This is a genomic window from Rhizobium sp. PvP014 (assembly GCF_017876855.1).
Taxonomy (GTDB): domain Bacteria; phylum Pseudomonadota; class Alphaproteobacteria; order Rhizobiales; family Rhizobiaceae; genus Neorhizobium; species Neorhizobium soli.
On record NZ_JAGIOT010000002.1, the window covers coordinates 2347224 to 2369640 of the forward strand.

General features: G+C 61.8%; 25 protein-coding genes. 17 read left to right on the forward strand and 8 right to left on the reverse strand.

Annotation, left to right across the window (positions count from 1 at the left end):
* Window positions 1–2: 2 nt before the first annotated feature.
* Together J3A65_RS15955 and J3A65_RS15960 are read right to left on the reverse strand one after the other, a co-directional pair.
* The gene (locus tag J3A65_RS15955) at window positions 3–560 is read right to left on the reverse strand and encodes an HNH endonuclease (RefSeq protein ID WP_209902213.1); all 558 of its coding nucleotides are present in this window, start codon (window positions 558–560) and stop codon (window positions 3–5) included.
* 101 nt (window positions 561–661) lie between these two features.
* Window positions 662–1315 (reverse strand): DNA-3-methyladenine glycosylase 2 family protein, encoded by a 654-nt coding sequence (locus tag J3A65_RS15960; RefSeq protein ID WP_209902215.1) that lies wholly within the window; start codon window positions 1313–1315, stop codon window positions 662–664.
* A gap of 33 nt (window positions 1316–1348) precedes the next feature.
* Between J3A65_RS15960 and gluQRS the strand changes: the two genes are divergently transcribed.
* Window positions 1349–2248 (forward strand): tRNA glutamyl-Q(34) synthetase GluQRS, encoded by a 900-nt coding sequence (gluQRS, locus tag J3A65_RS15965; protein ID WP_209902217.1) that lies wholly within the window; start codon window positions 1349–1351, stop codon window positions 2246–2248.
* On the opposite strand, the gene J3A65_RS15970 is transcribed toward gluQRS, so the two are convergent.
* Window positions 2171–3151, reverse strand: coding sequence for a YihY/virulence factor BrkB family protein (locus tag J3A65_RS15970; protein ID WP_244476240.1), 981 nt, complete (start codon window positions 3149–3151; stop codon window positions 2171–2173). The two genes, gluQRS and J3A65_RS15970, sit on opposite strands and share 78 nt — an antisense overlap.
* Window positions 3152–3260: 109 nt before the next feature.
* On the opposite strand from J3A65_RS15970, the gene J3A65_RS15975 reads away from it, so the two are divergent.
* The 7 genes from J3A65_RS15975 to J3A65_RS16005 all read left to right on the forward strand — a co-directional run bounded on the left by J3A65_RS15975 (window position 3261) and on the right by J3A65_RS16005 (window position 8612).
* Window positions 3261–4094: an SDR family oxidoreductase gene (locus J3A65_RS15975; protein WP_092659416.1), complete on the forward strand. Its 834-nt coding sequence runs from the start codon at window positions 3261–3263 to the stop codon at window positions 4092–4094.
* Between the two features lie 28 nt (window positions 4095–4122).
* A complete protein-coding gene (locus J3A65_RS15980; protein ID WP_062461700.1) occupies window positions 4123–4326 on the forward strand; it encodes a twin transmembrane helix small protein in 204 nt (67 codons plus the stop codon).
* A 33-nt stretch (window positions 4327–4359) separates the two neighbouring features.
* Entirely contained in the window at window positions 4360–4932 is a 573-nt protein-coding gene (locus J3A65_RS15985) for a cob(I)yrinic acid a,c-diamide adenosyltransferase (RefSeq protein WP_062461703.1), read from the forward strand.
* 48 nt (window positions 4933–4980) lie between these two features.
* The gene (locus J3A65_RS15990) at window positions 4981–5727 is read left to right on the forward strand and encodes a rhomboid family intramembrane serine protease (protein WP_209902219.1); all 747 of its coding nucleotides are present in this window, start codon (window positions 4981–4983) and stop codon (window positions 5725–5727) included.
* Between the two features lie 140 nt (window positions 5728–5867).
* The gene (locus J3A65_RS15995; protein WP_062461709.1) at window positions 5868–6614 is read left to right on the forward strand and encodes an electron transfer flavoprotein subunit beta/FixA family protein; all 747 of its coding nucleotides are present in this window, start codon (window positions 5868–5870) and stop codon (window positions 6612–6614) included.
* 18 nt (window positions 6615–6632) lie between these two features.
* Entirely contained in the window at window positions 6633–7562 is a 930-nt protein-coding gene (locus J3A65_RS16000) for an electron transfer flavoprotein subunit alpha/FixB family protein (RefSeq protein ID WP_209902221.1), read from the forward strand.
* Window positions 7563–7742: 180 nt separating this feature from the next.
* Entirely contained in the window at window positions 7743–8612 is an 870-nt protein-coding gene (locus J3A65_RS16005) for a 3-hydroxybutyryl-CoA dehydrogenase (RefSeq protein ID WP_245341564.1), read from the forward strand.
* Between the two features lie 93 nt (window positions 8613–8705).
* Here J3A65_RS16005 and J3A65_RS16010 read toward each other — a convergent pair whose 3' ends face one another.
* Window positions 8706–9398, reverse strand: coding sequence for a TlpA disulfide reductase family protein (locus J3A65_RS16010; protein WP_209902225.1), 693 nt, complete (start codon window positions 9396–9398; stop codon window positions 8706–8708).
* 22 nt (window positions 9399–9420) lie between these two features.
* Between J3A65_RS16010 and argH the strand changes: the two genes are divergently transcribed.
* From argH to J3A65_RS16030, 4 genes are all read left to right on the forward strand, one after another.
* Window positions 9421–10821 (forward strand): argininosuccinate lyase, encoded by a 1401-nt coding sequence (gene argH, locus J3A65_RS16015; RefSeq protein WP_209902227.1) that lies wholly within the window; start codon window positions 9421–9423, stop codon window positions 10819–10821.
* Window positions 10822–10913: 92 nt separating this feature from the next.
* Window positions 10914–11120, forward strand: a complete 207-nt coding sequence (locus tag J3A65_RS16020) for a lipoprotein (RefSeq protein WP_062581790.1) — start codon at window positions 10914–10916, stop codon at window positions 11118–11120.
* 33 nt (window positions 11121–11153) lie between these two features.
* Entirely contained in the window at window positions 11154–12422 is a 1269-nt protein-coding gene (lysA, locus tag J3A65_RS16025) for a diaminopimelate decarboxylase (RefSeq protein ID WP_113166417.1), read from the forward strand.
* A gap of 136 nt (window positions 12423–12558) precedes the next feature.
* Window positions 12559–15366: a TIGR02302 family protein gene (locus tag J3A65_RS16030; protein WP_209902230.1), complete on the forward strand. Its 2808-nt coding sequence runs from the start codon at window positions 12559–12561 to the stop codon at window positions 15364–15366.
* Between the two features lie 16 nt (window positions 15367–15382).
* Here the strand turns inward: J3A65_RS16030 and J3A65_RS16035 are convergent, their stop codons facing one another.
* The 3 genes from J3A65_RS16035 to J3A65_RS16045 form a co-directional block, all read right to left on the reverse strand.
* On the reverse strand, window positions 15383–15760 hold the full coding sequence (locus tag J3A65_RS16035; RefSeq protein ID WP_062462002.1) for a response regulator: 378 nt from the start codon (window positions 15758–15760) through the stop codon (window positions 15383–15385).
* A 155-nt stretch (window positions 15761–15915) separates the two neighbouring features.
* Window positions 15916–16458: a hypoxanthine phosphoribosyltransferase gene (hpt, locus tag J3A65_RS16040; protein ID WP_062461735.1), complete on the reverse strand. Its 543-nt coding sequence runs from the start codon at window positions 16456–16458 to the stop codon at window positions 15916–15918.
* Window positions 16459–16499: 41 nt separating this feature from the next.
* Window positions 16500–17201: a hypothetical protein gene (locus J3A65_RS16045; protein ID WP_062581784.1), complete on the reverse strand. Its 702-nt coding sequence runs from the start codon at window positions 17199–17201 to the stop codon at window positions 16500–16502.
* A 206-nt stretch (window positions 17202–17407) separates the two neighbouring features.
* Here J3A65_RS16045 and ftsE point away from each other — a divergent pair, with 206 nt between their 5' ends.
* The 4 genes from ftsE to J3A65_RS16065 all read left to right on the forward strand — a co-directional run bounded on the left by ftsE (window position 17408) and on the right by J3A65_RS16065 (window position 20821).
* Entirely contained in the window at window positions 17408–18067 is a 660-nt protein-coding gene (gene ftsE / locus J3A65_RS16050; protein ID WP_062461741.1) for a cell division ATP-binding protein FtsE, read from the forward strand.
* Window positions 18068–18185: 118 nt separating this feature from the next.
* Window positions 18186–19136 (forward strand): ABC transporter permease, encoded by a 951-nt coding sequence (locus J3A65_RS16055; RefSeq protein WP_062583035.1) that lies wholly within the window; start codon window positions 18186–18188, stop codon window positions 19134–19136.
* 73 nt (window positions 19137–19209) lie between these two features.
* Complete coding sequence (locus J3A65_RS16060) at window positions 19210–19944, forward strand: YdcF family protein (RefSeq protein WP_209902231.1); 735 nt, start codon at window positions 19210–19212, stop codon at window positions 19942–19944.
* A gap of 82 nt (window positions 19945–20026) precedes the next feature.
* A complete protein-coding gene (locus tag J3A65_RS16065; RefSeq protein ID WP_209902234.1) occupies window positions 20027–20821 on the forward strand; it encodes a 1-acyl-sn-glycerol-3-phosphate acyltransferase in 795 nt (264 codons plus the stop codon).
* A 10-nt stretch (window positions 20822–20831) separates the two neighbouring features.
* Here the strand turns inward: J3A65_RS16065 and J3A65_RS16070 are convergent, their stop codons facing one another.
* On the reverse strand, window positions 20832–21350 hold the full coding sequence (locus J3A65_RS16070; protein ID WP_209902236.1) for a gamma-glutamylcyclotransferase: 519 nt from the start codon (window positions 21348–21350) through the stop codon (window positions 20832–20834).
* Between the two features lie 53 nt (window positions 21351–21403).
* Between J3A65_RS16070 and J3A65_RS16075 the strand changes: the two genes are divergently transcribed.
* On the forward strand, window positions 21404–22408 hold the full coding sequence (locus J3A65_RS16075) for a DUF2125 domain-containing protein (protein ID WP_113111788.1): 1005 nt from the start codon (window positions 21404–21406) through the stop codon (window positions 22406–22408).
* Window positions 22409–22417: the final 9 nt, after the last annotated feature.

The window sequence follows — 22417 nt, forward strand, 5'->3', positions numbered from 1 at the left end:
TCTTACGGCTGCAGCTCGGAATCCCAGTAGAGATAGTCCATCCAGCTTTCGTGCAGATAATTGGGCGGAAACAGCCGGCCGTTGTTGTGCAGGTCCTGCACGGTCGGCGCGTAAGGCTTCTGGTGCGGGAACATGCCGGCCTGCGTGGGAAGCTTGCTGCCCTTGCGCAAATTGCAGGGTGAACATGCCGCGACAACATTCTGCCAGGTCGTTTCGCCGCCATGGGCCCGCGGAATGACGTGATCGAAGGTCAGATCGTCATGATCGCCGCAATACTGGCACTCGAACTTGTCGCGCAGGAACACGTTGAAGCGGGTAAAGGCGGGATTGCGGGTCGGCTGGATATAGGTCTTCAGGCTGACAACGCTTGGCAGTTTCATCGAGAAGCTCGGTGAACAAACCGAATGATCATATTCGGCAATGATGTTCACACGGTCGAGGAAAACCGCCTTGATCGCGTCCTGCCAGGACCACAACGACAAGGGATAATAGCTCAGTGGCCGATAGTCAGCGTTCAACACGAGCGCCGGTAAGGCCTGCGGGGAGACTGCAATCGTCAAATGACGCTCCTAACGGATTCGGCATCTATCACCTCTATATTAGGACCGTTGTTACAGGATTGTGAAGCCCTTTAAATACAGGCGGCTCCGTCACTCAAACTTCACAAAATCGGCGAGACGTCGCGCTTGGTCCTCACCCCGTAATAGGACCAGAAAAGCCTCGTCGCGACCGAGCGCCAGGGACGCCAGATGAGCGCGATGGCGGCGAGCTGCTTTTCGGTCGGGCGCGCTTCCATGCCAAGCCCGTCGGCAACCGCTGCCTGCAGCGCCACGTCGCCAGCGGGGAAGAAATCCGCGTGGCCCGCGGAAAACATCATGTAGCACTCTGCCGTCCAGGGACCGATGCCGGGAAGTGCGATCAGCTGCCGTGTCGCCTCGGATGCCTCCAGTCCCGCGATCGCATCGAGATCGAAGCCCTTCTGCGCAATCGCCGTCGCAAGATGCGTGAGCGTCGCAGCCTTTGCCCGCGATAGACCGAAGCTCGCGACAACCTCTGGATCAAGCGCTGCAAAAGCCTCGGCTTCGGTGGCACGAACAGCCGCCATGCGCTTCCAGATCGCGTCGGCGCTCGCCCGCGAAACCACTTGCGAGACGATGATGGAGGCAAGGCCGGCAAAACCCGGTTCGATCAGCCGCAGTGGCAGCTCGCCGGACATCTCGATGATGGGGGCAAGGCGCGGATCGGCGATCACCAGTTCGGCGAGCCCCTCATTGATATCCGATCGGTCGCGGATGATCCGCACGGTTTTCTCCATGGTTGCGCATCACAAATCATGGCAGAAGGAGGCATGCCAGCCGCCCAAATCGCCACCGATCCTGATAGACCAATCTTGCGTTTCGCGCCAAGCCCGAACGGACTGCTGCATCTCGGACATGCGCTTTCGGCGGTCCTCAACCACGAAATGGCCCGGGACATGAATGGCCGCTTCCTGCTGCGGATCGAGGATATCGACCTTGCTCGCTCGACGCCTAACTACGAGGACGCCATCTACCGCGACCTTCACTGGCTTGGCCTTTCCTGGGAAGAACCGCCGCGCCGCCAGTCCGAGCATTTCGAGACCTACCGTGAAGCACTTGCTGAATTGATGGAGATGGGTCTCGTCTATCCGGCCTTCATGACGCGCGGCGAGGTGAAGGCAAGGGTCGCAGATTTCGAGGCCGATGGCGCGACATGGCCGCGCGACCCGGATGGGTCAGCGCTCTATCCTGATCATGACCGGTACCTGAGCGAGACCAAACGAAAGACGCTGATCGAAAGCGGCATCCGCCACAGCTGGCGGCTCGACATGGACAAGGCGCTGGCGAGAGTTTCGGACGCTTTGACATGGCGGGAGATAAGCGACGGCGCCGAAAAGCTCGTTCCGGCCGATCCGGCAGCCTGGGGCGATGTCGTCCTGTCGCGCTCCGATGCTCCGTCGAGCTACCATCTCTCCGTCACCGTCGACGACGCGGCGCAGGGCATTACCCACGTGGTGCGCGGCATGGATCTCTATCACGCAACCTCGGTTCACAGGCTTCTGCAGGAACTGCTCGGCCTGCCGCAGCCGATCTACCACCATCATCGGCTGATCCTTGGCACAGACGGGCGAAAACTGTCGAAAAGCGAGGGATCAACCGGGCTTGCGGCCCTGCGCGACGCGGGTCTCAGCCCGCTCAACATTCGCGGCCTCCTCGGCCTTAAGGGCTAGAGCCGAAGCATCGCCACGGCGGCGACGCTCTTTCCGGACGCGGGAGAAGACCGAATAGATCCGGTACTTCATCAGCGCCGCATTGAACTCCGCTCCCAGCATGAAGATCACGCCCACCATATAAAGGAAGATCAGCACGATCATGATCGACGCCAGACCCGCATAGGTCGCTGCGTAATTGGCGAAGGTCGAAAGATAGGCCGCGAAACCGAACCCAAAGCATGTCCACAGAAGCACCGTCAGCGCCACGCCCGGCATGATGTCGATCAGCCGGCGATCTCCCGCCGGAAGGTATTTGTGCGACCCGAGCAGGCCGATCATCAGGAGAAACGCCGTGCCGACGAGACCCCAGTTGGCAGCCGCGTTGAGATCGCTGATCAGCCAGGGGAAACGGGTCTGGGCAAACCGCGATGCGACGGGCACTGCCAGCAGAAGAATGCTGATGACCGCAAAGATCACCACCGCCAGGATGACATAACCCAAACTGGCAAGACGCGTCACATACCAGGGCCGCGTCTCGGTGACCCGGTAGGCGCGGTTGAGCGAGATGCGCAGGGCCTCGACGCCGTTCGACGCAAAGTATGCAGCGGCCAGCACCGACACGGTCAGCAACCCGCCGCGCGGTATTTCCAGCACCCGCTGCAGTTCAGACGCGATCGGATCGGCGACATCGGCCGGCCATGTATCGAACAGGAGATGTACAGTCGTCTGCGAAAACCCGCCTGCACCGAGAAAGCCGGCAAGTGCCGTGCCGAAGATCAGGAAGGGGAACAGCGCCAGAAGGCCCGACAGCGCCACGTGGCTCGCCATGGCCCACCCATCATCCTCCGAGAAATGCCAATAGGCATCCCAGAGCACCTTGAACGCCAGTCTCGGCCACCTGACCGGGGAGTTTTCTTCCAAAGGCGGCATCTCCCTGAGGGCTTCGGTGGAGGATGAGTTGAGGCTTATGACAAAATATGGAAGGTAGGCGGCAACTTGTACAGAGAGACCTTAACGGTATGCAATCGGCATGACAGACGGAAGAACGATTATCGTGACAGGCTGTTCCTCAGGGATCGGCGCTCATTGTGCCCGCGCGCTGAAATCCGAGGGATGGCGGGTGTTCGCGACCGTGCGCAAAGAGGCCGATCTGGCAGCGCTGGATGAGGCCGGCATCGAAGCCCTGGTGATGGACTACACCAAGCCTGAAACGATCGCGGCGTTGGTCGACACCGTTCTCGCCCGCACCGGCGGCCGCATTGATGCGCTCTTCAACAACGGCGCCTATGGCCAGCCAGGTGCTGTGGAAGACCTTTCGACCGACGTGCTCAGGATCCAGTTCGAGACCAATCTGTTCGGCTGGCATGACCTGACGACCCGCATCATCCCTGTCATGCGGCGACAGGGTCATGGACGCATCGTCAACTGCTCCTCCATTCTCGGCATCGTTCCCTATCGCTACCGAGGCGCCTACACCGCCTCGAAATTCGCGCTGGAAGGTCTGACCGTGACGATGCGGATGGAGCTTTACGGAAGCGGCATCCATGTGAGCCTGATCGAGCCCGGACCGATCGACACGCAGTTCACGGCCAACGCGCTCGCCAAGGTCAAAGAGAATATCGACCTGGTCAATTCGCCGCATGCCGAACAATACAAGCGGCAATTGCAGCGGCTGGACGGGAGCGGGCCGGTCAACCGCCACAAGCTGGGTCCGGACGCCGTTCACACGGTACTGAAGCATGCCTTGACCGCCGACAACCCGAAGCCACATTATCTGGTGACGAAGCCGGCCAAGCAGGGCGCGTTTCTGAAACGTATCCTGCCGGCAGCGCTCTTCTACAAATTGATGCAACGGATCGACTGATCGCCCGCAAGCGGAAAGCAAAATCTCAATGGCCACCTTTACCACCGTTCTGACCGTGATCGTCATCGGCCTGGTCGTGCTCGTTTTGATCAAGGGCCTGTTCAACATGGTGAAGGGCACCGATGCCAACCGGTCGAACAAGCTGATGCAACTGCGTCTGCTGCTCCAGGCCGTGGCCGTCATCCTCATCATGTTCACGCTCTGGCTGACCGGCGGCGGCCGGCCGAGCTAGAGCAAATGCCGAACTAAGGAAATTACAGTCTTCATGGTCAAGCTCAACAAGATCTACACGCGCACCGGCGACGACGGGACGACAGCACTGGTATCCGGCCCGCGGCGCGACAAGCACGACATCAGGGTCGAGGCCTATGGCACGGTCGACGAGGTCAACTCGACGATCGGCATGGCGCGGCTTCATACGGCAGGCATGGGCGAAGTCGATCAGATGCTGTTCCGCATCCAGAACGACCTGTTCGATCTGGGTGCCGATCTTGCCACGCCCGACACCGGCGAAAAGCCCGAATACGAGCCTCTGCGGATCATCGAAGCGCAGGCCACACGCCTGGAAACCGAGATCGACACGCTGAACGCCGATCTCGAACCGCTGAAATCCTTCGTGCTGCCCGGTGGCTCGCCGGCATCCGCCTATCTGCATCTCGCCCGCACCGTATCGCGGCGTGCCGAACGGCTGATGGTCGAGCTTTCGCGGCATGAGGCGATCGGCCCGGCTGCGCTCAAATATATCAACCGCCTGTCGGATTTCCTGTTTGTCGCCGCCCGCGTCGCCAACGAGAATGGCAGGACAGACATTCTGTGGGTACCCGGCAAGAACCGGTAGGCGAAAACGCGACCAAGGCGCGACGGACGGGAGGGGAGGAAGCGACGCATGTTCATTCCGCTGCATGATGCCGTCGCGCTAAAATACATCCGTGTGCAATGGGTGACGATCTCGCTGATCGCCGCCAACATACTCATGTGGGTATTCACGACGCTTGCGCCTTCGGAAACGACGGAGATCGCCTCGCTGGGTCTCGGCTTCATTCCGGCGATCATCTTCGACTATGCGGTGCTAGACCCCTCTGCCATCCTCGTCCCCGAAGACGCGACCTTCGTCACCTACGCCTTCCTGCATCTGGATTTCTGGCACCTTGCATCGAACATGCTGTTTCTTTGGGTGTTCGGCGACAATGTCGAGGACGCGCTGGGGCATGTACGCTTCCTGATATTCTACCTGCTTTGTGCCGCAGCCGGCGCGCTTGTGCACGGCCTCGTCGGCCCGATGTCCGAGGGGCCGCTGATCGGCGCATCGGGCGCGATCTCCGGTGTCGTCGCCGCCTATTTCCTGCTGCATCCGCGCGTCCGGGTATGGGTGCTTGTTCTGTTTCGAATACCGCTGCCGCTGCCAGCCTTCGTGCCGCTGACCCTGTGGATCGTTCAGCAATTCGTGATGCTTTGGCTCGAAGCCGATAGTGCGGTGTCCTGGGGTGCGCATGTCGGCGGAATTCTGGCGGGCGCCGCACTCGTCATCGTGATGCGGCGCCGGGGCGTACCTCTGTTCGACCGCGAGATCGTCACGCCGAAGGCGGTGCTGCACAGGCAGAGCATATCGCAAGAGACGCGACCGGCCGAATAGGCCTATGAGAAAACCGCAACCCGGATGGGATAATCCACGTTGTCATCAGGGCAAAAATGGGTATCCATGTCGCCCACTGACAAATGGATACGCCGCAGATGTCGCAATCTGCGGCTGGAGAAAAGTCAAGGAAGGACCCCATGAAGATCCTGGTGCCTGTAAAGCGCGTCGTCGACTACAACGTGAAGATCCGCGTCAAGCCGGATGGATCCGGTGTCGAGCTTGCCAACGTCAAGATGTCGATGAACCCGTTCGACGAGATTTCCGTCGAGGAAGCCCTGCGCCTGAAAGAGGCCGGCAAGGCCGAGGAAGTGATCGTCGTGTCGATCGGTCCGGCAAAGGCCGAAGAAACGCTGCGCACCGCCCTTGCGATGGGCGCCGATCGGGCGATCCTGATCGAGACTGACGAAACGGTCGAACCGCTTGCCGTTGCGAAGCTCCTGAAAGGTGTCGTCGACGCCGAACAGCCGGGCCTGATCATCGTCGGCAAGCAGGCGATCGACGACGATTCCAACCAGACCGGCCAGATGCTGGCAGCCCTGCTCGGCACCGGACAGGCAACCTTTGCCTCGAAGATCGAGCTTTCCGCCGACAAGGCTGTGGTTACCCGCGAAGTTGATGGCGGCCTGCAGACCGTCGAGGTCAAGCTTCCAGCCGTCGTCACCACCGACCTGCGCCTCAACGAGCCGCGCTATGCGTCCTTGCCGAACATCATGAAGGCGAAGAAGAAGCCGCTCGACAAGAAGACGGCAGCGGATTTCGGCGTCGATATCGCCCCTCGCCTCAAGGTTCTGAAGACCGAGGAGCCGGGCGGCCGCAAGGCAGGCATCAAGGTAAAGTCCGTCGAGGAACTGGTCGGCGCCTTGAAGACCGCCGGCGTGATCTGATTTTAGGGAGATAAACTCATGGCCATTCTTCTTCTGGCAGAACACGACAATGCCAGCCTAAACGACCAGACCGCCAAGGCGCTGACGGCAGCTTCGCAGATCGGTGGCGAGGTCCACGTTCTGGTCGCCGGTTCGGGCGCGCAGGCCGCAGCCGATGCGGCAGCGAAACTCTCCGGCGTTTCCAAGGTTCTGCTTGCCGACGACGCAAGCCTTGCCAACAGCCTTGCCGAACCGCTTGCAGCACTGATCGTGTCGCTGGCCGGATCCTACGATGTCATCATGTCCTCGGCGACAGCGTCCGCCAAGAACGTCATGCCGCGCGTTGCTGCGCTGCTCGATGTTGCGCAGGTTTCCGAGATCATCGAGGTGATTTCGCCGGATACGTTCCGTCGCCCGATCTATGCCGGCAACGCCATCCAGACCGTCCAGGCAACCGATGCCAAGAAGGTGATCACCGTGCGCACGGCATCCTTTGCGGCAGCCGGCGAAGGTGGTTCTGCTTCCGTGGAAACCGTGGCAGCCGCAGCAAACCCTAACGTCTCGTCCTTCGTCTCCGATGCTCTTGCCTCCTCGGACCGTCCTGAACTCGCATCCGCCAAGATCATCATCTCCGGTGGCCGCGCACTCGGGTCCTCGGAGAAATTCCAGGAAGTCATCCTGCCCGTCGCCGACAAGCTGGGTGCGGCCGTTGGCGCATCGCGCGCAGCGGTCGACGCAGGCTATGCGCCGAACGACTGGCAGGTCGGCCAGACCGGCAAGGTGGTTGCACCGCAGCTCTACATCGCGGTCGGCATTTCCGGTGCCATCCAGCATCTGGCCGGCATGAAGGATTCCAAGGTCATCGTTGCGATCAACAAGGACGAGGAGGCACCGATCTTCCAGGTGGCCGACTTCGGTCTCGTCGGCGATCTCTTCGAGATCCTGCCGCAGCTCGAAAAGGCCCTGTGAGGGCGACCGGCTTTTTCGCACCGCAGTTCGGCGACGCGAAAATGCTGGCAAAAAACACGCTAGCAGACTAGAAAAATGCCGGGCTGTCTCACGCAACCCGGCATTTTGCTGTGAGACGCCGTACGGTTATGATGAATGCGAGACGCGGGCGAAAACCGCACCCAGGGAGCGAGTGAGATCATGAAGAATATCGGCGTCATCGGCGCAGGCCAGATGGGCTGCGGAATTGCACATGTTTCGGCGCTCGCCGGCTATCACGTGCATATCTATGATCTCTCCAAGGACCGGATCGAAGGCGCACTTGCAACGATCAATGGCAACCTCGCCCGCCAGGTTTCCAGCAACAAGCTTTCCGACGACGATCGTAACGCGGCCCTGTCCCGCATCACCGGCTCCGCCGACGTCAACGACCTCGCACCGATGGACATGGTCATCGAAGCCGCGACCGAAGATGAAAGCGTCAAGCGCAAGATCTATGCGCAGGTCTGTCCGGTTCTGAAGCCCGAGGCGCTTCTCGCCACCAACACTTCGTCGCTGTCCATCACCAGGCTCGCCGCCGCGACCGACCGTCCGGAACGCTTCATGGGCATACATTTCATGAACCCGGTGCCGCTGATGAAGCTGGTGGAACTGGTGCGCGGTATCGCCACCGACGAGCCGACCTTCCGGGCCGCCAAGGAATACGTGGTCGCCCTCGAAAAGACCGCCACCGTTGCCGAAGACTTCCCCGCCTTCATCGTCAATCGCATCCTGCTGCCGATGATCAACGAGGCGATCTATACGCTGTATGAAGGCGTCGGCTCGGTCGAGGCGATCGATACCGCCATGAGGCTTGGCGCCAACCACCCGATGGGACCGCTGCAGCTCGCCGATTTCATCGGCCTCGACACCTGCCTGTCGATCATGCAGGTTCTGCATGACGGCCTCGCCGACAGCAAATACCGCCCCTGCCCCCTTCTCGTGAAATACGTCGAAGCCGGCTGGCTCGGCCGCAAATCCGGCCGCGGCTTCTACGACTATCGCGGCGAGGTTCCAGTCCCAACGCGGTAAGTATCAGCCTTGTGGCGGTCCGCTCCTCACCCGCTTGACTGCACGCTAGAAGCGGTCGGCTGAGGCGAAGGGCAACACATTCATCCGCACCCCTCAAGCGCCCTTGGCGGCTGTCACCAGCGCCTTCGCATCGTCGCTGTCCCAGGCCGCGGGGCCGTTCATGGCGCCGATCAGGCATCCCTTCTTGTCGAGGATCAGCGTCGCCGGCAGGCCGAAGGCGAGGCCTTCTTTTTTCAGGGAGTTGAAAGTGCCCATCGAACTGTCGCGGTAAAAGCCGAGCTTGTCGATCTTGTACTCTTCAAGAAAGGTCTTCGGCTTCTCGTCGGTGCCCGTGTCGATGTTGATGGCGACGACTTCGAAATTATCGCCGCCCATTGCCGCCTGCAACCCGTTCAGCGCCGGCATCTCTTCGCGGCAGGGTACGCACCAGGTGGCCCAGAGGTTGAGCAGCACCGTTTTTCCGGCAAGATCGGCCGTGGTCATGTCCTGTCCCGCCGGTCCCTTGAAGGACAAAGATAGCGGACGCGGCGGCTGCGCCTCGACCATGGCGGCAACCTGGCCCTTGGAAAAGGCACCGACGGACTTCGCCAGTTCGGCCGAGCCCTCGCATTGGCCGGCCGACGGGGAGAGTGAGGCCTCTGCCGCCCCATCCAAACCCCCACCCGAACCATTGCCAGACCCCATGTTCGTCACGTATACGGCGACGGTGCCGGCGACGATCCCGAGGACGGCGGCAATCAGGATCAATCGGACAGACGGAAGGCCAAGCGGTCTTTTGGACGTCATCAACTACTCCAGGACTGAATTCATGGCCGACACGAAGGACGCGACATCTTCCAACCAGATGTGGGGCGGACGCTTCGCTTCCGGGCCGGATGCGATCATGGAGGAGATAAATGCCTCGATCGGTTTCGACAAGAAGCTGTTCGCCCAGGATATCCGCGGTTCGATCGCCCATGCGACGATGCTGGCGGAACAAGGCATTATTTCGCACGAAGATAAAGACAAGATCGTTTCCGGCCTGAACACGATCATGTCAGAGATCGAAAACGGACAGTTCCAGTTCTCGCGCAAGCTTGAGGACATTCACATGAACATCGAGGCCCGGCTGGCAGACCTGATCGGTCCAGCCGCCGGTCGCCTCCACACCGCCCGTTCCCGCAACGACCAGGTCGCGCTCGATTTCCGCCTCTGGGTCAAGGAAGAGCTCGTCAAGACCGAGAAGATGCTGACGGCCCTGATCGCCGCGTTTCTCGACCGCGCCGAAGAGCATGCGGATACTGTGATGCCTGGCTTCACCCATCTGCAGACGGCACAGCCCGTCACCTTTGGCCATCACTGCATGGCCTATGTCGAAATGTTCGGCCGTGACCGCGCCCGCGTTCGCCATGCGATCGAGCATCTCGACGAAAGCCCGATCGGTGCTGCGGCGCTTGCCGGCACGCCCTACCCGATCGACCGCCACATGACGGCGAAGGCCCTCGGCTTCCGAGAGCCGACCCGCAATTCCATCGACACCGTCTCCGACCGCGATTTCGCGCTGGAATTCCTGTCGCTGGCTGCCATCTGCGCCGTGCATCTGTCGCGTCTTGCGGAAGAAATCGTCATCTGGTCGACGCCGCAATTCGGCTTTGTGCGCTTGTCTGACGCGTTTTCGACAGGCTCCTCGATCATGCCGCAGAAGAAGAACCCGGATGCCGCCGAACTGGTGCGCGCCAAGACCGGCCGCATCAACGGTTCGCTGGTCGCGCTGCTGACCGTCATGAAGGGTTTGCCGCTCGCCTATTCCAAGGACATGCAGGAAGACAAGGAGCAGGTATTTGACTGCGCCGAGAACCTGGAACTGGCGATTGCCGCCATGACCGGCATGATGCGCGACATGACCATCCGCGCCGACAAGATGCGCGCCGCTGCCGGTGCCGGCTTCTCCACCGCGACCGACCTTGCCGACTGGCTGGTTCGCGAAGTCGGCCTGCCCTTCCGCGAAGCGCACCATGCCACCGGCCATGCCGTGGCGCTGGCGGAGAAAAAGGGATGCGACCTCTCCGACCTCACGCTTGAAGAACTGCAGGCAATCAATCCTGCCATCACCGACAAGGTCTTCGACGTTCTCTCGGTAGATGCATCGGTCGCAAGCCGCGTCAGTTTCGGCGGAACGGCTCCCTCCGAGGTGCGCAAGCAGATCGCCTGGTGGCGCGAGAGAAACTGACGCCTGCACGACGAATGAAGCGGCAAGGATACTGCACAAGCGTGCGGAACTTCGCTATGAAGTCTGCGTGACCGTGCCGGAGAAGGAAGAGAATGTCGAAATCCCTGGTGAAAATCGCCCATGTCAGCCTGATCCTGGGCGTCGTCAGCCTCGTTGTCGCCGGTTGCGGCCGCAAGGGCGACCTCGACCGCCCCAGCACGCCCGTCGAACAGCAGAACATCCGCAAGAGCAGCAAACCCGGTGACGCCAACAAGGAACCGGTTGCCGAGCGGCCGTTCGTCCTCGACCCGCTTCTGTAGTTCCCAGACCCCTTCAGTTTTCCGAGTTTTGACGTGAATCATTTCCACTACATCGACGGCGTCCTTCACGCCGAAAACGTCGCCATCCCGGAAATCGCAAAAGCCGTCGGCACGCCATTCTACGTCTATTCGACAGCCACGCTGGAGCGCCATTACAAGGTGTTCGCGCAGGCGTTTTCCGATGTGGATGCGATGGTCTGCTACGCCATGAAGGCGAACTCCAACCAGGCAGTCCTCAAAACCCTGGCAAAGCTCGGCGCCGGCGTCGACGTCGTCTCGGGCGGCGAGTTGCGGCGCGCGCTGGCGGCCGGCATTCCCGCATCCCGCATCATGTTTTCGGGCGTCGGCAAGACCGTTGCCGAAATGGATCTGGCGCTCGAGGCCGGGATCTACTGCTTCAACGTCGAATCCGAGCCGGAACTGGAAGTGCTGAACCTTCGCGCTCTCAAAGTCGGCAAGCGCGCGCATGTCTCCTTCCGCATCAACCCGGATGTGGATGCGGGCACCCATGCCAAGATTTCGACGGGGAAGAAGGAAAACAAGTTCGGCATCGCTTACGACCGGGCCCGTGACGTCTATGCCCATGCGGCAACGCTTCCCGGCATCGAAGTCACCGGCATCGACATGCATATCGGCAGCCAGATCACCGAGCTCCAGCCGTTCGAGGATGCCTACCGGCTCCTGCGCGAACTCGTCGATGTCCTGCGCGGCGATGGCCACACGATCAGCCACGTCGATGTCGGCGGCGGTCTCGGCATTCCCTACAAGGACGACAACACCCCGCCGCCGCTGCCGGATGCCTATGCGGAAACGATCAAGCGGCAGCTGCGCACGCTCGACTGCAAGATCGTCACCGAACCCGGCCGCCTGATCGTCGGCAATGCCGGCATTCTGGTGACCGAGGTCATCTATGTGAAGGATGGCGGCGAAAAGACCTTCGTGATCGTCGATGGCGCGATGAACGATCTGATCCGCCCGACACTCTACGAAGCCTATCATTCGATCCGCCCCGTCGTGGTACCGCCGGCCGATGCGCCGCGGATCAAGGGCGACGTTGTCGGTCCCGTCTGCGAGACCGGAGACTATCTGGCGCTCGACCGCGAGATGGCGGAACCGAAGCCCGGTGACCTGATCGCCGTCGGTTCTGCCGGTGCCTATGGCGCCGTGCAGGCCGGCACCTACAATTCCCGCCTGCTGGTGCCGGAAGTGCTGGTGAAGGGCTCCGAGTTCCACGTGATCCGCCCGCGCGGCTCCTATGATGACCTGATCGGACTGGATTCCGTGCCTGCATGGCTCGGCTAGCCCCGCGCAGAAACGTTCACTTTTGCGGCAAACCGCCTGGAAATATCGGGGCCGGCATGTCGCCGCCCTCGTCTTCGCCACAAACATTGTTATGTTGATAGCTTGATTTGGGCCGCCACGATCGGAGACGGACCGCATGAGCTTGATCCGCAAAGGTGCATTCGAAACACATCCGGCGCTCGCAAGACGCGTTGCGCTGAAACGGTCGTTTGCCCGTTTCGTGCTGTTTTCCGAACGCCTTCTGCCGAAGCTTCTGGCCCCGCTCGCGGTCGTCGCCCTGTTCTTCTCCGTCTCCTGGTTCGGCCTTTTTCGCGTCACGCCCGATCTGCTGCGCTGGATCCTGCTCGGCTTTTTTACCTTCGCGTTCCTGACCTCTCTCCTTCCCTTGGCGAGACTTCGCTGGCCCGATGCCGCCGATGCGGACCGGTTGCTGGAAGATCGTAACGGCCTGCCGCACCAGCCTGTCGCCGTGCAGGAAGACCAGCCGGCGTTCGAGACGCCGTTTGCGCGAGCACTGTGGAAGGAACACCAGATCCGCATGGCCGAGCGGATCGCAGCGCTCGATACGGGCATGCCGCGCCCGGATATTGCCAGCCATGACCGTTTCGCGCTGCGCGCCGTACCGGCGCTCGTGTTTGCCGTGGCGCTCGGCTATTCCTTCTCGAACGGTGGCGGTTCGCCAGCCGACGCATTCCGCCCGGCTCCGCTGGCTGCAAGCACCAACCCGGACCTGCGCATCGACGCCTGGCTGACGCCGCCATCCTACACCGGCCGCGCCCCGATATTCCTGACCGGCCGCGACACGGCGCCCGCAGCCGCGGGCGATACGGCCGGCAACACGGCATCTGTGCCGCAGAATTCCGGCCTGACCGTGCGCGTAACCGGTGGCGAGGGCGAGGAAGCGGTCGTCTTCACGCCGAAATCCGGCGGAGAGCCGCTGACGCTGATCACCGAGGAAGCGCGCAAGGCGGCTGAAGACGCAAGCAAGCAGGCACAAGGTAAGGCACCAGGCACGCCATTGCCCGAGGGCCAGCAGGCCAAGCCGCAGCCACCCGTCAAACAGCCGCAGACCGCACAGACAGTGCCGCCGCGCAGCTACGCCTTCAATGTGGACGAAAGCGGCGAACTCACCGTCAACGGCCAAACATGGACGTTCGACGTCATTCCCGACCGGCCCCCGGAAATCGCTTTCGATGGCCAGCCGAAGCGGTCGGTCAATGGCGCGCTCGAAATCGGTTTCCGCGGCAAGGACGATTACGGCATCCGTGAAGCCCATGCGCTGATCGAGCCCGTCGGACCGGTTGACCCGGCCGCCACGCCGCTCTACCCGGCGCCGGAATACCGCCTCGACCTGCCGCGCCAGAACCGCGGCCAGGAGGTGAAGGCCCTGACCAGCCGCAGCCTGATCGAGCATCCGCTGGCCGGAAAGCGCGTCAGGATTACGTTGATTGCCAAGGACGGCGCGGGCCAGACCGGCCGCAGCCCCGCCCATGAAATGGTAATGCCGGGCCGCGGCTTCTCGGAACCGCTGGCGGCCGCCGTTGCCGAACAGCGCCAGGTTTTCGCGCTCGACACCCGCCAGGTGCCGCGCGCGATCGAGCTCAACGACGCGCTGGCGATCCGTCCCGACGAGACCATTCCGAACCTTGGCCACTTCCTGGCAATCCGCTCGGCCCGTGAGCGCATGAAGATTGCCCGCAACGAGGAACAGCTGAAGGACGCAGCAGACTACCTGTGGGAAATCGCGCTCGGCATCGAGGACGGCGATCTTTCGGCCGCCGAACGCCGGTTGCGCGATGCCCAGCGCAATCTCTCCGAAGCGCTCGAAAAAGGTGCCGGGGATCAGGAAATCGCTGCCCTCATGAAGGAACTGCGCGAGGCGATGCAGCAGTTTATGAACGAGCTCGCGCAGCGCATGCAAAACGCACCGCCGGGCCAGCAGAACATGCAGGCGCAGAATGTCATTCGCCAGCGCGACCTGCAGAACATGATGGACCAGATCGAAAACCTCGCTCGATCCGGCAATCGTGACGCGGCCAAGGAAATGCTGTCGCAGATGCAGCGGATGATGAACAACCTGCAGGCCGGACGCCCGCAGCGCGGTCAGCAGGGTCAGCAGCAGCAAAACAGTCAGATGCGCCAGCAGATCGACAAGCTCGGCCAGATCATGCAGGAACAGCAGCGGCTGATGGACCAGACATTCAAGCTGGACCAGGCATTGCGCGATCGCATGCAGCGCGGCGACCCCGATCCGCAGAGCGGCGAACAGGGCGAGCAGCAGCAGGGCCAGAACGGCCAACAGGGTCAGCAGGGCCAACCGGGTCAGCAAGGCCAGCAGGCACAGCGCGGGCAGCAGGGCCAGCAAGGTCAGGGTCAGAACGGCCAGGGCGGCGAACAGAACACCGACCAGATGACAGCCGAACAGCTGCGTGAGGCGCTGAAGAACCTGCGTGCCCAGCAGGAAGGCCTCGGAAAACAGCTCGGCGAGCTACAGCAGGCGCTGAAGGGCATGGGCATGGACCCAGGCCAAGGCTTCGGGGAGGCCCAGAGTGAAATGGGCAGCGCCGGCAAGGCGCTCGGTGACGGCCAGGGCGAACAGGCCGTCGAAGGCCAGGGCAACGCACTTAACGCGCTTCGCCAAGGCGCCCAGAGCATGATGCAGCAGATGATGCAGGCGATGCAGCAGGGTCAGGGCCAAGGCGAAGGCCAGCAGGACGGCCAGGGACAGGGCATGGCCAACCAGGGCGGCCAGAACGGTCGCGATCCCCTGGGTCGCCCCCGCGCAACGTCAGGTCCGGACTTCGGCGATCAGGTGAAGGTGCCCGACGAAATCGACGTGCAGCGCGCCCGCGAGATCCTTGATGCGATCCGCGAGAAGCTGGGCAACGCCCTGTCCGGCGATGCCGAGCGGCAGTATCTCGAGCGGCTGCTCGAGATCCGCTAAATCCACCTGCGAGAGATCAGGCCGCGCAGGAAGTCTGCACGGCAAGCGCCATGGCGACAGCCTTGCGGATTTCTGGCAATGCGAAAGGCTTCTGCACCACATCGACGATCTTCGACGACAGGTCATCGGCGCGTTCGCGCTGTTCGGCATAGCCGGTCATCAGCAGGATCTTCATGTCGGGATACTGGGCGGCGGCTTCGTGCGCCAGCGCAATGCCATCCATGACAGGCATGCGTATGTCGGAAAGCAGAAGATCGAACGCGCCCTGCTCGAGCTTTTCGAGGCCTTCGGCGCCATCGCCGGCCTCATGCGTCTCATGGCCATCCATCCGGAGAGCGCGCGCAACAAACATGCGCAACGTGTGTTCATCCTCGGTAATAAGGATCTTGGCCATAGCGATCATCGCTCCCATTTTGTGTATCAATCCGGGAGCAATTCACCAGAGTTTGGTTGTCGAGGAGTAAACAGGCGAGGCTCAAACCGCGCCATGGTTAACACCTTGCGACCGGATGGCGGCAGATTTCTGCCCCCATCCGAACCAAAATCAACTCACGCGTCGCCAGTCACGACGCCGACGAAAGGCAGTTCGCGGAACGCGTAGGCGACGTCCATGCCGTAGCCGACGACGAAGTAGTCGGGGCATTCGAAGCCGACGTAATCCGCCTCAAGCTCTTCCTTGCGCTTCACCTTCTTGTCGAGAAGAACGGCCAGCGAAACATGGCGGGCGCCGCGCTCATAGAGCAGTTCCTTAGCGAATTTCAGCGTGCGGCCGGATTCCAGGATGTCGTCGATCAGAAGAACATCGCGGTCCTTCACGTCGCTGTCGATATCCTTGACGATGCGAACGCCCTGCGAGACCGTGCCGGTGCCGTAGCTCGAAAGTGTGATGAACTCCACTTCCGGTGCAAGGCCCGTCTCATGCAGCGCGCGCAGAAGATCCGCTGCGAAAATGAACGAGCCCTTGAGGACGGCGATGACGAGCAGATCCTTCGTGGGACCGGTCGCGATCTGCGCTGCGATTTGGTGATTGCGCTCGGCGATCTGTTCGGCAGTGAAAAGCGGCTCGATGTTTTTGCCGCGGACGACGGGCATACGGATACTCCTGATAGATCGGAAGCGCCGCGATAGCACAATCAGAGGCGGGACGCATCCCGTTCCGCAAAGGTCAGGCGCAAATCCGGGAGTTTTCCGCCGGGATGCGGCACCCGCGCAGAAAACCCGCGGCTGTGGCCGGCAGCAATGGCGGAAGCCGGCGGGGCAATCAATGTCGAGGCGACCAGCGTGTCGCCAGCCATGAATTCGGCCCGGATCGCGGGCATGGTCTTTGCGTCACTGGTCCGGTTCTCGACGATTCCGTTGATCAGTAGAACCCGCATGCCATCCGCATCGCGTGGCGTCATGGTGATGTGAGTGATATCGAGCGATGGCTCGGCTTGGGCTTCTCCGCTGTCGTTGAACAGGAACGAGAAGCCACCGGCACTCGCAAAGACCAGCACGAAAGCGGCAGCCACAAGAGCGCAGAACAGATCGGCCGAAAGCGTATTCAGCACGCGCTCGACCTTGCCGACGAAGCCATTCGGCACCGAGGCCGGAGCACCGGATCTCACCCTCTCTGCAGGCTTGCCGGTCGCCCGGTTCTTGGTCCTGTTGTCTGAATTGTCGTTGTGCGAACGCGGTCTGGACCGCTGCCACCCGCCATCAGTCACGGGCACGAACTGCGCATCCACCACGGGACCACGCGCCTTCACCCGGCCCTTGGGGCCTGTTGTGATTTCGGGCGGCAGGATGTCCATGCGGACAATCGTCTTGCCGGCGCGGCTGCTGAACGTGTTCATCGGACCTCTTCGGCGCCGCTTGTCCCCCGATATCGAAAGAGGCGGCCATTGAAACGAATCCCCCCTAGTCGTAAATTAGATTGGTTAACCGTTTGCAAACAGCGCCCGAAATAAGCCCTTTTTGACCGGCGCTTACCTTTCGTTTACCTTCATCGTTAAGAGATGGTCAGGTGCGAATCTGAAGGGTTCAGGGATTTGGTCTTCCGTTGATTCATTTCGAAAATGTTGGATTGCGATACGGCATGGGCCCGGAGATTCTCCGGGACATGACGTTCGACATCCCGAAACGGTCATTTCAGTTCCTGACCGGCCCATCGGGTGCCGGCAAGACGACGCTTCTGCGCCTGCTTTTCACCTCGCTCTACCCCACCCGCGGCATCATCCGCATGTTCGGCCGTGAGCTGTCGCAGATCCCTCGCAGCGAGCTGCCGATGCTGCGCCGGCGAATCGGCATCGTCTATCAGGACTTTCGCCTGCTCGACCATCTGACCACCTATGAGAACGTCGCCCTGCCGCTTCGGGTGCGCGGCAAGGACGAGGCGTCCTATCGCAATGACGTGATCGAGCTCCTCAAATGGGTCGGCCTCGGCGAGCGCATCAATGTGCTGCCGGCCGTCCTGTCCGGCGGCGAGAAGCAGCGTGCGGCGATTGCCCGTGCGCTGATGGACCGTCCGGAAATACTGCTCGCCGACGAACCTACCGGCAATGTCGACCCGCCCATGGCCCGCCGGCTGCTCAGCCTGTTCCTCGAGCTCAACCGGCTCGGCACCGCCGTCGTCATCGCGACGCACGATCTGGCGCTGATGGATCAGGTCGATGCACGGCGGATGATCCTCACCGAAGGGCGGCTTGATATCTATGAATGAGCCGCGCCCTCCCAAGAAGACCAAACCGGCTAAGACGGAGAAAGCACCGGCACCGGCAAACGCTTGGCAGGAGAAAGGCGCCGAGACAGCGACCGACCAGGGTCCGCGCCGCGCCTCGATGCGCGTGCGCCCGACAGCCCCGATCCTGCCTCCCTCCAATATCCAGGGCAATGCGCTGATGGTGGTGATCGCCATCATGGCCTTCCTCGCATGCCTGACGCTCGGCGGGGTCAGCATGGTGCGCGCCACCGCGGCCGGCTGGCAGAGCGAGATCGCCCGCGAAATCACCATCCAGATCAAGCCGGACGATGGCCTCGACATGGATGCGGCGCTGAAGAAGGCGCGCGATGTCGCACTGACCTTTGTCGGCACCCGGGACGGCACGATCATGGATGACAGCGCCACCGCGCGGCTGCTGGAACCTTGGCTCGGCACCGGCCTCGACCTTGCCGACCTGCCCGTGCCGCGGCTGGTGATCATCACGATCGACGAGCAGAACCCGCCCGATTTCGCAGCCATGCGCGACCTCCTGAAGACCGAAGTGCCGCAAGCCTTTCTCGATGACCACCGTACCTGGGTGGACCGGCTGGTTTCGATGGCGCGCACCACGGTGCTGATCGGCATGGGTGTGCTGATCCTCGTCTTTACCGCGATGATCCTGACCGTCGTGTTTGCCACCCGCGGCGCCCTGTCCGGCAACCGGCATATCATCGAAGTCCTGCATTTCGTCGGCGCCGAAAGCGGTTTCGTCGCCCGCGAATTCCAGAAGCATTTCCTGAAGATCAGCATCAAGGGATCGGCAGCCGGCGGCGCGCTGGCCGCACTGCTGTTTGCGGCCGCCAATCTGTGGCAGTCGAATTCGCGCGCGACGCCCCAGAGCGAGCAGGCGACCGCCTTGTTCGGATCCTTCACGATCGGCTTCGGCGGCTATCTCGGGATCTTCGCGACGATCCTGGTGATCGCCCTTCTGACGACGCTGACCGCCCGCCTGACGGTGATGAAAACCATCGACGAGATCGACCTGATCCGCTCCGATCCGGCACGGGCGGATGGCGCGCCGAAATCATAACCCGCACGTGTTTTTTGAAGTGAACCCGTTGTGGGGCTAGGCGACAACGAAATCTAGGTCTATCAACGAAATCATGACACTCGGCCAGACCCCTCCCGATGTGACGGACGACCGGACTTCGGACCGGAGACGAAGGGCTTTGCTCTCGCGCCGGAGCACGTTTAGACGAATAGCAAGACGGATCGTCATGGTGGCGTTCATCTGCGTTGCGATCGTCGTCGGCGGTTTCCTCTGGTTCGCGGACGCGGTCACATCGTTGCGAGCGCCCGATGGCGTCAAGGCCGATGCAATCGTTGTTCTGACAGGTGGATATCTGCGCATAGAACAGGCGCTCGGTCTGCTGCGCGACGGGGCCGGCAGGCGGCTTCTGATTTCCGGCGCGCATCCATCCACCACGCCAACGCAGATCCGCAAGGTCACGCAGGCCTCGCCCGACCTTTTCAAGTGCTGCGTCGATATCGGTTATGATGCGATCGATACGATCGGCAATGCCAACGAGATCTCCCGCTGGATCCACGACAAAGACTACAAATCCGTGCTCGTCGTGACCAACAACTACCACATGCTGCGCAGTCTGCACGAACTGCGCCGCGCCGATCCCGCGACGGAATTCATTCCCTATCCGGTCATCAATGCAGATCTCGCCCGCCGCGCCTGGTTCGCCGAGCCGGATACTCTGCGCACGATGCTGTCGGAATACGTCAAGGTGGTGCTGGCAACCATTCGCGACTGGGTGGGCATGCAGAAGGGCAGCGGGCTTCGAACCGACGGCGATCCGACCGGGTCGGTGCCGAAAAAATCTCCCTGATCTGAGCAGGCCGTCGATCTCGCGCTTTTGTCCGCTCGAGTTCTCGTGTAGGCAACGGGCAGTCTGCAAGAAAGCCCGTTCCATGCTTCTCATCCGCTCCGTCGTGTTCAATACCGCCTTCTACGCCAACATGATCCTGCGGATGATCGTGTTTGCTCCCTATTATTTCCTCGCATCGCGCAAGGCCGCATTCAGCGTTCCCAAGGGCTGGGCTTCGTCCAGCAACTGGCTGATGGGCAAGATCGTCGGTACCACTTTCGAAATCGAGGGCCTCGAGAACATTCCGGAAGGCGGCTGCATCTTTACGCCCAAGCACCAGTCTGTGTGGGACACCTTTGCGCTGATGCCCCACTATCCCGACCCGGTCTATATCCTGAAGCGCGAGCTTCTGTGGATCCCGTTGTTCGGATGGTACCTGGCCAGGCAGCGGATGATCCCGGTCAATCGCGGCGCCCGCGGCAAGGTCATGGTCGAGGTGATGAAGCGCACCAAGGAAGAGATGGCGAGCGGCCGCCAGCTGATCATCTACCCTGAGGGAACCCGTCGCTCGCCTGGCGCCGAGCCGGACTATCGTTACGGCATCGCCCGCATCTATCGCGATGCGAAGGTTCCGGTCGTCCCGGTCGTTGCCCATTGGGGCCTGTTCTGGGGACGCCGCAAGCTGGTAAAATATCCGGGCCATTTCAAAGTCCGCATCCTTCCGGCCATCCCGCCTGGAATGGAGCCGGATGCCTTCTACAAGCACCTGATCGAAACGCTGGAAACCGCAAGCGACCAGTTGCTGGTCGAAACCGTGGCGGCGAACCCGCATCTGCCGCTGCCGCCGACGGCGTCGAAACGTCTGGCGGAACTGAAAGCGCAACAAACGCCGGTTTGAGCGGGGAACTTCAGCCCGCAAGCGCTGCGGCAACCCCTTCCAGCCACAGGTCGCGAATACCGATCTGGGCGAGATGCTCGACGGTGTTGAACACATAGGCATCGTTTGGGCCGGACTGGCCGGCCGCCTGACGCACGATGCCAGCTGCTTTCTCGACATCCATCGCACCGGCATATTGCCGGTGCGAACGATCGACCACATAGGTGACGGCCTTCACCTGCCGCCCGTCCATCAGCGTGATCGGCACGATCTTTTCGAGATAGACATTGGTGACAAGTTCGCGACGACGCAGATACTCGATCGCATCGTCCCATGCGTCACCTGCCACCCGGAAGGCCGCACCCCTGCACGATCCGCCACGATCGAGCCCCATGACCAGACCCGGACGATCCGGCGTTCCACGGTGCACTGTCGACCAGATGCACAGCGACCGGCGAAAGCCGTAAACGCGGGCCTGCGCCTTCTCTTCGAACGGAAAGCCCGGGTTCCACATCAGCGATCCGTAGCCAAACACCCAAAATTCGTCCATATCGCACGCCATGCCGTCATCGAGATTTGCGAAAAGACCTTTGGGAGAACAACATGGCAGCGTCAAGCCGAAGCGGCGTCAGCAGAAAACTATGGATCCTGGCGAGTGCCGTCATTCTGGCGATAGCCCTTTATACGGCAGGCTGGTTCTATGCCGCATCGGTCCTGAAGCAGAACACGCTGGCGCTCCTGGGCAGCCAGCAGAAGCGCGGCATCGTCGCCGAATGCACCGATGCCGAATATCGCGGCTATCCTTTCCGGATAGGCCTGTTCTGCTCCAAGGTGACGGTGGATGACCGTGAAAACGGCATTTCGGGCACGTTCGGCGCTTTGCGCTCGGCAGCCCAGGTCTATGCGCCTGGTCACATCGTCTGGGAACTCGACGCACCCTCTGAAGTCCGCACCAGCCATGGCTTCTCCGTATCCACCACCTGGAAATCGCTGCAATCCAGTATCGCTGCCAAGCTGAAAGGCGTCGAGCGGGCGTCGATGGTCATCGAGGGCTCGCGCGCAAGCGTCGTTTCCGCGACGAACACCCAGCCCTTCGACATCACCACCGACCGGACGGAAATCCATCTGCGCCAGAACGGCGACGATCTCGATGCCGCGATCTCGCTCGACGGCACCTCGACGACAGCCGAGGGCGTGGCAGAGCTTCTGCCCAAGCTCAACGCTCTCGTGGACGTGACGCTTGCCGGTCGCGCCGGCATGATCGACGGCAGCGATCCGAACGGCACGGCACTCTACAATACCAAGGGCGAGCTTCGTTCCCTGAAGGCCGATCTTGGCGAGGGACGGGTTGCCACTATCTCCGGCCCCTTCTCCTTCGATGACGAAGGGCGCATGTCAGGCAAGCTCAAACTGCGCGTGGAAAAGATCGACGCGTGGCAGCAGAGCCTCGGCGAAGTGTTTCCGGATCTCGCATCGACCATCAAGACCGCGGCAAACATGCTGGCAGCGCTCGGCGGTGGTGAAAATGCCTCACTCGACATCACCATCCGGCGCGGCAAGGTTCTGGCCGGCGGGCTGATCGAGATCGGCGAAATTCCGCGGATCTAAGACAATCGG